General features: G+C 57.2%; 10 protein-coding genes and 2 pseudogenes. 7 read left to right on the forward strand and 5 right to left on the reverse strand.

The window, feature by feature from the left end; all coding sequences use genetic code 11:
- The first annotated feature begins 1 nt into the window (after position 1).
- Entirely contained in the window at positions 2-808 is an 807-nt protein-coding gene (gene ku / locus LPJGGPFB_RS25695; RefSeq protein WP_173422745.1) for a non-homologous end joining protein Ku, read from the forward strand.
- 335 nt (positions 809-1,143) lie between these two features.
- Here ku and LPJGGPFB_RS25700 read toward each other — a convergent pair whose 3' ends face one another.
- Positions 1,144-1,371, reverse strand: a complete 228-nt coding sequence (locus tag LPJGGPFB_RS25700; protein WP_173422746.1) for a hypothetical protein — start codon at positions 1,369-1,371, stop codon at positions 1,144-1,146.
- Positions 1,372-1,755: 384 nt separating this feature from the next.
- On the opposite strand from LPJGGPFB_RS25700, the gene LPJGGPFB_RS25705 reads away from it, so the two are divergent.
- The 5 genes from LPJGGPFB_RS25705 (at position 1,756) to LPJGGPFB_RS25725 (ending at position 6,914) form a co-directional block, all read left to right on the forward strand.
- Entirely contained in the window at positions 1,756-2,034 is a 279-nt protein-coding gene (locus tag LPJGGPFB_RS25705; protein ID WP_173422747.1) for a hypothetical protein, read from the forward strand.
- 232 nt (positions 2,035-2,266) lie between these two features.
- Positions 2,267-2,767 carry a YciE/YciF ferroxidase family protein gene (locus tag LPJGGPFB_RS25710; protein ID WP_173422748.1) on the forward strand — a complete coding sequence of 167 codons (501 nt, stop codon included), beginning with the start codon at positions 2,267-2,269 and terminating at the stop codon, positions 2,765-2,767.
- A 75-nt stretch (positions 2,768-2,842) separates the two neighbouring features.
- Positions 2,843-4,969, forward strand: a complete 2,127-nt coding sequence (gene katE, locus LPJGGPFB_RS25715; protein WP_173422749.1) for a catalase — start codon at positions 2,843-2,845, stop codon at positions 4,967-4,969.
- A 575-nt stretch (positions 4,970-5,544) separates the two neighbouring features.
- Entirely contained in the window at positions 5,545-5,802 is a 258-nt protein-coding gene (locus tag LPJGGPFB_RS25720; RefSeq protein WP_173422750.1) for a SemiSWEET family sugar transporter, read from the forward strand.
- The gene (locus tag LPJGGPFB_RS25725; protein WP_173422751.1) at positions 5,799-6,914 is read left to right on the forward strand and encodes a sialidase family protein; all 1,116 of its coding nucleotides are present in this window, start codon (positions 5,799-5,801) and stop codon (positions 6,912-6,914) included. Before LPJGGPFB_RS25720 ends, LPJGGPFB_RS25725 begins: the two co-directional genes overlap by 4 nt.
- A gap of 89 nt (positions 6,915-7,003) precedes the next feature.
- On the opposite strand, the gene LPJGGPFB_RS25730 is transcribed toward LPJGGPFB_RS25725, so the two are convergent.
- Together LPJGGPFB_RS25730 and LPJGGPFB_RS25735 are read right to left on the reverse strand one after the other, a co-directional pair.
- Entirely contained in the window at positions 7,004-8,968 is a 1,965-nt protein-coding gene (locus LPJGGPFB_RS25730) for a hybrid sensor histidine kinase/response regulator (protein ID WP_173422752.1), read from the reverse strand.
- A 46-nt stretch (positions 8,969-9,014) separates the two neighbouring features.
- Positions 9,015-10,535: an ATPase domain-containing protein gene (locus LPJGGPFB_RS25735; RefSeq protein WP_173422753.1), complete on the reverse strand. Its 1,521-nt coding sequence runs from the start codon at positions 10,533-10,535 to the stop codon at positions 9,015-9,017.
- Positions 10,536-11,092: 557 nt separating this feature from the next.
- Here LPJGGPFB_RS25735 and LPJGGPFB_RS25740 point away from each other — a divergent pair.
- Positions 11,093-11,473: a hypothetical protein gene (locus LPJGGPFB_RS25740; RefSeq protein ID WP_173422754.1), complete on the forward strand. Its 381-nt coding sequence runs from the start codon at positions 11,093-11,095 to the stop codon at positions 11,471-11,473.
- A 189-nt stretch (positions 11,474-11,662) separates the two neighbouring features.
- Here the strand turns inward: LPJGGPFB_RS25740 and LPJGGPFB_RS33790 are convergent.
- Positions 11,663-11,914: pseudogene (locus LPJGGPFB_RS33790) on the reverse strand (MOSC domain-containing protein); the annotation flags it as partial.
- A gap of 191 nt (positions 11,915-12,105) precedes the next feature.
- Positions 12,106-12,431 (reverse strand): annotated as a pseudogene (locus LPJGGPFB_RS25745) (electron transfer flavoprotein subunit alpha/FixB family protein); the annotation flags it as partial.

Below are 12,431 nucleotides of genomic sequence, written 5' to 3' on the forward strand. Positions count from 1 at the left end.
CATGCCGGTTCGTCCCTATTGGAAGGGCTATCTCAAGCTCTCGCTGGTCACCTGCCCAGTTCAGATGATGCCAGCCATCTCCGACAACGAAAAGGTTCGCTTCCACACGCTGAACCGCGAAACCCAGAACCGCGTCATCAGTCACTACGTGGATTCGGTCAGCGGCGAGGAAGTCGAGGAGGAGGATCAGGTCAAAGGCTATCAGCGTGGGGAGGACGAATACCTGGTGCTGGAAGACGAAGAACTCGAGAATATCGCACTGGACAGCACCAACACGATTGAAATTGAGACCTTCACACAGCGCGACAGCGTCGAATGGATCTGGTTCGATACACCCTACTATCTTTCTCCCAACGACCCTGTCGGCCAGGAAGCGTTTTCCGTCATCCGTGATGCGATGGAAGCCAAGGATATGGTCGGGATCTCCCGCCTGGTCATCAGGCGGCGAGAGCGCGCGGTTTTGCTGGAGCCGCGCGGCAAAGGGATTGTCTTGTGGACTTTGCGCTACGGTGACGAAGTGAGAGACGAAGAGGGCTACTTTGCCGGTATTGGCGACGCGAACGCCGATTCCGATCTGATGCCGCTCGTTCGACAATTGATCAAGAAGAAGACCACCGAATGGAATCCGAAGCTGGTCGTCGATCCGGTGCAAGACCGGCTGCTTGACATTATCAACGCCAGGAAAAAGCATCTGAAGAAGCCGGGCAAGGCCACGCCAAAATCAGCCGATCCGGAATCAAGCAATGTCATCAACATCATGGATGCACTGAAAAAGTCCGTTGCGGCCGAAACAAGGTCAAAGAAGTGAGAAGCAAGGTGCAAGGACGCTTGGCTACTGTGGTCAGCCGGCGCCCTTCGTGCGTTGCTGTGATAGACATCAACGAGGTGGGCGCCGGGCGGCAGCTGTTTGCCGCTACGCCCACCTATACGGCTGACAGCTTTGGGTCCAGTGTTTGCCGGCCCGGCCGATGTCCGGCGCTCGTGTGCATGAGATAGCGGTAAGGAGATGTCAGGGGCGGGTCGCCATGCCACTCTCGCGCATTTCGAAACAAAGGGTTCCGGGCAACCGCTCTTAATCGCGATGCCCAACCTGCGAGGGCCAATTGTACATAAAAAAGACGCTATATGCCTACACGAGTCCCGCTAGCCCTGGGGCGCCAAGCTCGTCCTTATGCCAGCCTGCGCGAAGCGCGTCAGCTGTGTCTGAGTGGCTTCCGGCGTGTAGAGGACATGGACCGGATGGCCGGAGCGGTCGAGGCGTTCGGCCTTGCTGAACGCTTCGTCGAAACCCTCTGGGTTTGCATCAACGGATCCTGCAGCAGCATCTTGTTCGATCACATAAAATTGCGCATCTCCAATATCGGTTGTCATGTGAATTCTCCCATTTCACCAACAATCGATTGCGGCTGCGATGGTTGCACCACAAACAACAAACCTGGAAAAAGCGTCGTACATGCGGATCTCGCATCAATGCCGCCCGGCGGCTGATCGGAAATACGCGTCTTCCGGGACCTATCGCAATCGATAGCGAAGAAGTGGATGTTTCCGCCGGCGCACCTGACAAGTCTTTTCCAGAACGGAAATCGCCGAACACCAGGTGCACAAGAAATTGGCGACGCCTTGACCTATCAACAAAATTCCCGACCTGCCGTTCCCGTTGTGGCGACCCTATGTGATGCTGCTGCCTGTCCGTCGCGGAACAAAGCCATATCCGCCATGTTGGGTGCGATCACTCGGACGTTAGAAAGGCTTCCCATGACGATCATGGTGAGGGAGATGAAGGTCCTAGACATCATGCCGGATCTGAGGAAATGGGCGCAATCGATGCGCTCGAATCCCGTCCAGTCAGCGGCGCTGGTTGAAGAGACGCTCGAACTGGCCCTTGAGGAGTTCGAGGCCTTCATCCGCTCACCCGATCAAAGACTGTGGCTCTTCAAACTGATGAAGGACATCCAGCGCGGTCACGTAGCGCCAAGATCGACGATTGCGACCGCTCGAAGTACCCTGACGGGCGCGGCCATTTCATGTCGTTAAAGTCGGCGACCTCGGCCCAGCCCTCCCTGAGATTGGAGCCAAACAAGGCTGGATTTCGGTGTCCCGCAAATGCGGAGGTAGCGTCGTTGTAGATCATCCCCCGCCCCGAGAGTGAAGCAAGTGAGCCGGTGTGATCGAAGGGCGCACCAATCGAACGGGCGTTCGCGTCTCGCGGAACATCCAAGCAAGAGGAAAGTTCTATACGTCGCGAACCATCCAATAGGAGAACAAAATGGCGACCCAAAAGACACTCAATGATCTCTTTCTTGATACGCTGAAGGACATCTACTTTGCTGAGAAGCAAATCCTGAAGGCGCTGCCGAAGATGGCCCGTGCTGCTCAGGCCGAGGAAGGCAAGGCAGGATTTCTGAAGCACCGTGACGAAACCCAGGCACAGGTCGAACGGCTGGAGGAGATCTTCGAGCTTCTTGGTAAACCGGCGCGCGGCAAGACGTGCGAGGCGATTCAGGGCCTCATTGCCGAGGGTGAAGAAATCATCGAAGAGTACAAAGGGACTGCCGCGCTCGATGCCGGCCTCATTTCTTCGGCACAATCGGTTGAGCACTACGAAATCGCCCGCTACGGCACGCTTATCGCTTGGGCGAAACAGCTGGGGCTCAAGGCAGCTGTTCCGTTGCTGGAGGCAAACCTGGCGGAGGAAGTCGCCACCGACAAGAAGTTGACAGAGCTCGCCACTGCTTCGGCAAACGCCAAGGGGGCTAGGGCCGCGTGAACCCGCAAATGGGAAGAAGACCGCGCCAGCACGGCCTTCTTCCCACCCGAGGCTTCAGGTGCTGGGAGAAACTCAATGGCAAAAACAACGTCGAAGACCAACTCTAACACTGCAAAGATTCATGATCAGAGCCTCCATATTGGGAAAGGCGGCGAGCTCCATCAGTTTGCTGAGGACGGATTTTCGACCCTGACGACTGCGCAGGGTGCGCCGGTTGCCGATGACCAGAATACCTTGCGCGTTGGGCCCCGGGGTCCTGCACTTATCGAGGACTTTCATTTTCGCGAGAAGATCTTCCATTTCGATCATGAACGGATTCCGGAACGCGTGGTTCACGCACGCGGCTACGGCGCGCATGGATTCTTCGAAACGTATGAGTCTCTGGCCGCCTATACACGCGCCGATATTTTTCAGCGCCCGGGCGAGAAGACGCCTGCGTTCGTCCGATTTTCGACAGTAGCCGGTAGTAAGGGTTCTTTTGACCTCGCGCGCGACGTACGCGGTTTCGCGGTAAAAATGTATACGAAGGAAGGAAATTGGGATCTGGTCGGAAACAACATTCCCGTCTTCTTCATCCAGGATGCCATCAAGTTTCCTGACATCGTCCATTCCGTCAAGCCTGAACCCGACCGGGGGTTCCCCCAGGCACAGTCAGCTCACGACAATTTCTGGGACTTCATTTCGCTGACGCCCGAGAGCATGCACATGATAATGTGGGTGATGTCGGACCGAGCGATTCCTCGTTCTTTCCGCTTCATGGAAGGATTTGGCGTTCACACCTTCCGCTTCGTCAACGCAAAAGACCAATCTACCTTTGTCAAGTTTCACTGGAAGCCGAAACTCGGCCTGCAGTCGGTCGCTTGGAACGAGGCTGTTAAGATCAATGGCGCGGATCCTGACTTCCATCGTCGCGATTTGTGGCAATCAATCCAATCCGGCAGTTATCCGGAATGGGAACTGTGCGTCCAGCTTTTCGATCAGGACTTCGCCGACAATTTCGACTTCGACATTCTCGACCCGACGAAGATCATTCCCGAGGAGGTGCTGCCGGTCCAGGCAATCGGTCGCCTGGTGCTCGACCGCATGCCTGACAACTTCTTCGCCGAGACCGAGCAGGTCGCCTTTATGACCCAGAACGTTCCCCCCGGCATCGACTTCAGCAATGACCCACTTCTGCAGGGTCGCAACTTCTCCTATCTCGACACGCAACTGAAACGCCTTGGAGGTCCGAATTTTACGCACCTGCCGATCAATGCTCCCAAGTGTCCCTTCGCGCATTTCCAGCAGGATGGACACATGGCCATGCACAACCCGGTCGGACGGGTCAATTACCAACCCAATTCTCACAACGATGGCCCGCGCGAAACACCCGTGGAAGGTTATCGCCATTTTCCTGCGGAAGAACAGGGATCGAAAGTTCGGATGCGTGCGGAGAGCTTCGCCGACCACTACAGTCAGGCAAGGCAATTCTACATCAGCCAAACGCCTCCCGAGCAGCGCCACATCGCCATGGCGCTCACGTTCGAGCTCAGCAAGGTCGAGATACCTGTAATCCGAGAGCGGATGGTTTCTCATCTTCTGAACATCGACGAGACTTTGGCCACGACGGTTGCTCAGAAGCTCGGGCTAAAGGGCATGCCGGGCCCGGCGGCAGCGGCGATACCCACCCGACAGGACCTCCAGCCGTCTCCAGCCCTCAGCATCGTTGAGCGGGGGCCGCAGCGATTCGAGGGGCGCAAGCTGGGCATTCTGGTCACCGATGGAGTCGATACCAAACTGCTGAAGGGATTGACTCAAGCGGTGCAAAACGAGAAGGCCGTTGTTGAAATCGTTGCTCCGAAGGTCGGCGGCGTCACTGCCTCTGACGGCAGCTGGGTTGAGGCGCATCACATGATCGACGGCGGGCCGTCGGTTCTGTTCGACGCTGTCGCTATCCTCTCATCCCAACAGGCGATTGACGACCTCATGAAAGAGGCAACGGCACGCGACTTTGTCACCGATGCTTTCCAGCACTGCAAGTTCATAGGCTACGATCAGTCCGCCCTTCCGCTTCTGGAAAAGGCAGGAGTTGCGGACGCATTCGACGAGGGCGTCGTGGCGCTGCCGGGTGAGGACGGACTTTCCGCGTTCGTTTCTCAGTTGGGCAAGCTGCGCGTGTGGGGCAGAGAACCTTCCATAAAGCTCGGAAAGGCCTCGTCGTAGATCGGCTCACGTGTAGAAGGCGCGGCGCTTGTGCCGCGCCGTTCGTCTTGAAACGGCCTTCGTCGACAGGCCGTCAAGTCTGTTAAAATCTTACCAGGATCATTTTCGCCCGCGCTGGCATTCCGGGCGCCTACCAACTTGATCCGTCTCGTCCATGAGGCACGAGGGTGACGCGGCCAATTTTCAAAAGGGCGACAGATCCTCTCGTTTATGGCCTTGAGGCTAAGTCCAACAGGCATCCTGGTTTCTGTAGGCAAGCGATGTTCCATTGACGCCAAGGCCGGGGCACATCGACATCCCCATGGAACATTCCCCTGTGTACCCGGTTCACCTTGCTCGAACGATAAAACGATAAGAACACCACAGGGACAAATGACCTTTCCTTGTTTTCGCACAGAACTCTCGTATGAGATCGTGAACTTGTCCAAGGTACTTTTGCCTGTTCGGGCAGCCCCGGCAACGCAATCTTCGCAGGCGGCGTGCCCAAGCTATCGCAGCGACGGCGCTGAAAGCGCCATGTTTCCGGCCGGATCAACGGCTTCCGAAGACGGCGGCACTTCTGACAGGAGACCCTGATGGAGACTGCGCTTGTCGTTGGGTACCTTGCCTCAGTCTGCTCTGTCACGAGCTTCTTGCCGCAGGTCTGGAAGATACTTAAGACGGAGGATATGGCCGCGATCTCAACGCGCATGTACGCACTTACCGTCACGGGTTTTGCACTTTGGTCCGTGTTCGGCATCATGCGTGGGGAGTGGCCGATCATTCTGACCAACTCGTTGTGCTTTTGTCTTTCCGGTGTGATCCTGACCAAGAAGTTGCGATCGCGACGATGAGCAGGATTGAGCATGGTCGACTTACCGTCGTCCAGCACTGCGAAGTCTATCGCCACGCAGATCAATTCGCCGGATGGCCCGCCAACTATGGCCTGTGGATTTGGGATGAAGAAGTTGTCGTTGTCTTTGCTCAGGGCCGGTTGGGAGCACAGGGCGATATTCACGCGCGCGACCGCGCTCATGCATTCGTACCCCGACAGGCTCGTAGCTTCGACGGAGGGCTGACATGGGCGTGTGAAACCTTCAATGGACGAACGCCTGGAGGGCGGACGCTGTCGGCGGATGAGCATGTGGAAGAGGCCCTGCGCGCGCAAGGGAGCATTGATCCGGGTCAAGATTTGTCGATGTTAAGATACCCGGTGGATTTTCTCGACCCGGAAACTATCGTCTTGGCGGCGCGAACGGGTATTTGGGGCCATCCGGTCAGTTGGTTTTACGTCAGCCGCGACCGCGCGCGTAGTTGGCAAGGTCCGTATGCCATCAATCCAATGGGTTTGCCGGGCATCTCGGCGCGGACCGACATCGTGCCCCTATCTCATCACGACGCCCTCTTCATGTTGACCTCGACAAAATCAAGTGGGGAAGAAGGCCGGGTCTTTTGCGCGCGCACGAGTGACGGCGGCACAAACTTTCGCCTGCAAAGTTTCTTGATGGGCGAGGCGGAGGGTTATGCAATCATGCCTGCATCCGTCCTTTTGCACGACGGTAGGGTGTTGACACTCGTGCGACGAATGGGGGGCGGGCCTGGGGGTTGGATCGACACGTTTGTGTCCGATGATTTGGGGCTAAGTTGGGACAGAGTGGGGTACCCCATTGAGACGGGCTACGGCGGCAATCCGCCCGCCGTGTCGATCTTGCCTGGAGGAAGCATCGCTCTGATCTATGGCTACCGTGACAAGCCTTACGGCGTGAGATGTCGCATCAGCCACGATGGCGGAAGCAGCTGGTCTACGGAGACTATCGTCCGAGAGGATGGCGGCAGCCCGGATCTGGGCTATCCGCGCATCGTAATGCGATCAGACAAATCATCACTTCTAGCCGTTTACTACTTCAACGAATACGCCGATCGGGAGCGATTTATCGCAGCGTCAATAATCCATCTGCCGATATAGGTCGGCAAGGTCGTATGCGCGTTCAAGCTTGTCCAAGGCTCGTCGACAAGACATATCGACCAAAAGTTAGATTTCGGCGGTTGTGGGCGCTATTTATCGAGCAAGATTTTTTCCACCTCGCTCTTAAGCTGATTTTGCGAGTAGGGTTTGCCCAGCCGAGGAAGATCAAGACCGGTTCCCTCCGGTAGATCAGCATACCCCGTTGCTACCAGGATGGGCAGGCCTGGTCGCAGTTCGCGCGCTTTTTCCGCCAATTGGGCACCGTTCATGCCCGGCATGGAAAAGTCGGTAATCATCAAATCGATGCGTGCCTCTGAGGACAGTACTTTCAATGCACTCTCCCCCGAATTCGCTTCGACTACGCTGTGGCCTAAGTCTTCCAGCATATCGACCGTGCTCATGGCGATCAACGCATCGTCGTCGACAACAAGGATGCTGACGCCAACATCGATACTTTGCGTGTTTACCGCGGGCGTTTCGCTCTTTTCAGGTGAACGCGCTGTGACGGGCAGCCAGAGTTCCGCGGTCGTACCCTCACCCGGCCTGCTGATGAGTTTGAGAGCGCCTCCAAGCTGCTCGGCAAGGCCGTGGATCATGGAAAGGCCAAGCCCCGTCCCTTTGCCCAGTTCTTTCGTGGAGAAAAACGGATCGATCGCACGTCTCAGCGTATCAGCATCCATGCCGACTCCATCGTCACTCACGCTCAAGCACACAAACGCTCCTTCTGACAGGTGGTCGGCAGGCTGGACATCTTTGTACTCCCGCAGACATATTGTGATCGCACCACCGCCCGGCATCGCGTCACGCGCATTGACGACCAAGTTCAAGAGAGCCAGTTCCACCTGGTTTCCATCGACCAGAACAGGCGGCAAATCGTCGTCGATATCGGCCGTCAGCAAGATTGCACTACCCACCGAACGCACCAGCAGCTCCAGCATGTTCGAGAGTAGGGCCGCAATATCGACGGGCTCGACCTCTAAGTCCTGGCGACGCGCGAACGCCAGAAGCCGCTGTGTCAGCGAGGCGCCGCGCTCTGCACCCTGCAAGGCTCCCTCGACAAGTCTCAGGGCTTTCGCGTCATGCGCGACATGCTTTCTCAAGAGCTCAAGATTGCCAAGAACCGCCATTAGAAGGTTATTGAAGTCGTGAGCGACGCCGCCGGTCAATTGGCCGATCGCTTCCAGCTTTTGCGACTGACGGAGTTTCGCTTCAGCTGCCTCGCGTTGCGCGCTTTCGATCCTTAGGGCCGCTGTCCTTTCTTCCACTCGTCGTTCAAGCGTCTCATTGATGGAGACCAGGTGCGCCTCGGCCATTTTTCGGTCGGTAATGTCACTGGCGACCCCGGCAAGCCGAACTGGATAACCAGCAGCATCTTTGACAAGGCGCCCGCGGACCTCGGCCCAGTGAACCGTGTTGTCCGGCCAGATGGACCGATACTCGGCGATGTAATCCCCGCCCGTCGACAGGGTTTCTGCAAGCAATGCGTCGCGCCGCGCCCGGTCGTCGGGGTGAACCGCGTTCGCTAGCTCTTCATATGTCAGCCCCGCGTCTGCGGCCCTACCAAAGATGCGTCGGAATTCCGGCGACGAGGTCAAGCTCCAGCCATCAAGCTCGATCTGCCAGGTGCCCAAATGCCCCGCGAGCAATGCCGTCTTGAGGCTCAGTTCACTTTCGTGAAGCTCGACCATCCGGTTACGCGCTTCATACTGTCGACGCCGATTTTTTTGAGCGGTCTCTATCACACTGACAAACGTGGTTGGGTGGAAGGGGCGCTCGAGAAAGGAAACGCTGCCGAGTGCCTCGGCCAATCGCGCCGCAGCTGGATTTCGCTCTGGTCCGGCGCCGCGGTGCGCGAGAACGATGAAGGGAAGATCCGACCAGCTTGGCTGATGTTTCACCCATGCGTTAATCGGCGCGATATTACCGGAACGGAACGCCTCTTCGACAACGACGGCCAAGAGGATATCATCCCCCAATCGGCTTCCAAAGTCGCTCAAACTCTTTGCGACAACAGACGAGATTCCCCGTTCGCGAAGCAGTGCCGCGGCTATCATGCTATCGCGACCTTGAGGCGCATAGACGAGCGCGACGCTAAAACGGTCAGGAATTGGAATCGCTCCTTTTCAAAAGTGGCCCGGCCTCGCCGACAAATTGAGGCAGGCCGCGCAGGACGCCCTGGAAACCTTGAAGTGGCGGGCCAATAGTCAAACCCCCGCGTCCAATGGTGTATTCCCGAATGGTGTTTTCGTGTTCCCCTGTCCGCTTCTTGACGATCGAGATGGCTCGTCGCACCCGTCCGAGTGCCTCGAAATATCGTAGAAGTATTACGCTGTCGGCCAGGTAGGTGACATCGAGTGGCGATTTCATGTCCCCAACGAGCCCGTGCTGGGCGACAGTCAAGAATGTGTTGGCGCCCTGTCGATTGAGATACTGCAGAAGTTCGTGCATGTGGAGGATCAGCGAATTTTCCTGTGGCATGGCGGCCTGGTAGCCGTTCACACTATCGATCAGTACAGTTTTGGAACGGGCAATATCGACACGGTTGCGGACACGGTGCGCAAACTCGCCAGGCGAAAGCTCAGCGGCATCCAACTGCTCGATATGGAGCCTACCCGTGTTTTGCATCGCTTCGAGATCTATACCCATGCGCTTAGTCCGGTGAAACAGAAGCCCGAGTTCCTCGTCGAAAACAAAGACCGATGCATTTTCCCCGCGGGCCATCGCGGCGGCCACAAACTGCAAGGCCAAAATCGACTTGCCTGCACCCGCGGGACCTAAAACCAACGTACTTGATCCCTGTTCGATACCCCCACCCAGTAGCGTATCCAATTCTGTGATGCCGCTACCGACGGGAGACCGGTCAAAGTCGGTTCGATGCTCGAGCGCCCTCAATCGTGGGAAAGCCTCGACCCCTCCCTTCCTGATGACAAAGTCGTGGAAGCCACCGCGATAGGCCTGCCCCCGATACTTCATGACCCGCAGCCGGCGCCGCTCGGCACCATATTCGGGCGCCAGTTCCTCAAGATGTATGACGCCGTGAACGACGCTGTGGACCGTCTTGTCCAGAACGTCGGACGTCAAATCATCAAGCAGCAGAACCGTTGTGCCCTGACGCGCGAAGTAGTGCTTGAGCGCTAGGATCTGCCTGCGATATCGCAAGGAGGACTGCGCCAGGAGCCTAATTTCAGAGAGGCTATCAATGACGACCCGCTTGGGCCTCACACGTTCGAATACCTCAAAGATGAGCTTGGTCGTTTCGCCCAGTTCAAGGTCTGACGAGTAGAGAAGGCTTTGCTGGTGATCCGCATCCAGAAGGCTTTCCGGGGGCACCAGTTCAAACACTTCGACGTCTTCGCCGATTGTCATATTGTGGGAGGCCGCTCCGGCGCGAAGCTCCTCCTGCGTTTCGGACAGGGTTACGTAGAGCCCCTGCTCGCCATCAGTGGCGCCGCTTAGGAGGAACTGCAAGGCAATCGTTGTCTTACCGGTACCGGGATTACCTTCGAGAAGAAACACGTGACCGCTAGAAAGACCGCCGCCCAGAATATCATCAAGACCAAGAACGCCAGTTCTGGCCTTCACGCCCAAACTCTTGCCCTCCGCTACGCCACAACTTTTCATGTCAACGCCTCGAACATTTACAGAAGGGAAGTAATTAAGGCACTATTTCCCCACGGCTAGTGGCGGCGCTCGAAGATCATAGAAATGATGTTGGCATCCCGCGCAAAAACTGGCCAACGCTCGGATTGGACGGGTGTATCGGACGATCGGTGTTCTCGGCATTGCCGCGGTGAAAGGCAAGCCACCCCAATTGATCCACGGCATGCCCTGAACGAGCGATCGGTCAACCTTTCGTCAGTATTGAGCAAGTTTGACCGAAATGCTTCGGGCTGCACTCGCGACACTACCGTCAGACCAAAGTGACGGCAGCAGATCACCTCGCACAACTGCCCATCGTTGACTTCCAAAAACCGCTTTGCCTTAACGATCACGCTCCAACGGACGACGGGCGGGTCGCCGAACAATGAACGTCTACGGGTGGGCCCTCGACCTTGCCAACCTGCCACAACTCCTGCGCGACCAACAGATCGATGTGTCCTCGGGCCATTGTAACGGGACCAGCCGGAACCTTGGCGCACGATCGCGGTTAGTCTGGTAGATGACACTGGAGACCTGAAATGAGCACGTATCTCGACAACCGGCCCGGCAAAACCAACTTGCCAGTTAGGCCCGTACCGATCCCTGCGGAGAAGGCACGTCAGGGCCTCCTTGGGCGGCCTGTCCTTGTCGTGCTCGTATTCGGGCTAGTACTGACGATGATCGCCTGGGCGATTGCGGGGTTCTACGGAGAGAGCGCCGACGACGATAGCAGGACGACACCAGCGCAGGTCACGATGGACAAGCCGGCGATGACGCCTGACAACCAAGCCGTCCAGACGATCTCCCCGCGAAACGGGGAAGCGCAGACGGCGCCGGTTGATCGCGATCCAACTGCTCAATCCGGAACGGGAGGCCCATCGCAGATCAGGACGTCCACAGGAACCGAGAAAACCAGGTAATCGTTCGAGTAGCGCGAAAGAGCTAGAAACTGACCAATCCGAGGTCGAGCGACGCACGCAGCTTGGCATGTACCGGTACGTCCCGATATCGCTCGAGCACTTCAAGAGACAGTTGCTTGCCATGATGAGACACATTTCGGGCATCCAAATGCGCTCGCCGTTAAACTGTTCATGCATAACTCTACGTCCAGGGGCAATACCGATCTGGTTGAGCGACGCGACATTAAAACCGGGTCGAGCTGCCTTGATATACCGCATGGCGAAGGCAGCGCGATTCATCTTGTCGGCAAGGATCCGACATGGCACTCGGGGAGCAGTCACCTCCAGGATCAGATCACCGGAAACGAAGCGATCCCCAGCTGCGACGCCACTATTATCCAGCCTTTGGATACAGAGATTTTCAACGAACAAGCCATGCGAGATCGGTATACCCAACTCAAACTCCCACCAACGACGATCGACACCCCCAAGAGATACACCGCCTGCTCAGGCCCACCGTCATAATGACAGAGGCATCGCCCTGAAGGCCGAGAAGACCAACGTGGATAGGCTGGATCTGAGGACGCTTATTGATGCCGGTTTTGAGATACTTTCCGGGCCGTGGTTCAGCCTTGCCGATGCAAAGTAAGCGCGAATTTCTCCGCACCTTCTGCAATTGAGTGAGCTTTGGCATGAGGTGCCGAGATGATGATCTTGGCCGAGGTCAGTTCCGGACGATCCGACGACGACAGCGCGTCGGCGACGAAGGTCGACAGACCCGGGTTGGCGGCTGCCGCGATCGTCTCGACCGAGGCAGCGCCACCTTCGGAGGCCGAGGCGAACGAGGCGGTGCGCACGGTGATCACGCGCTTGGCTTCGCTCGTCTGCACCGTCTGGATGGCGTTGCCGGCATAGATCGGCCGTTTGAAGGTGTCGGAAGAGACAACTTCGGTGATTTCCGAGACCTGGACGACGTCCA

It is taken from the genome of Ensifer adhaerens, assembly GCF_013283195.1.
GTDB classification, from domain to species: Bacteria; Pseudomonadota; Alphaproteobacteria; order Rhizobiales; family Rhizobiaceae; genus Ensifer; species Ensifer adhaerens_G.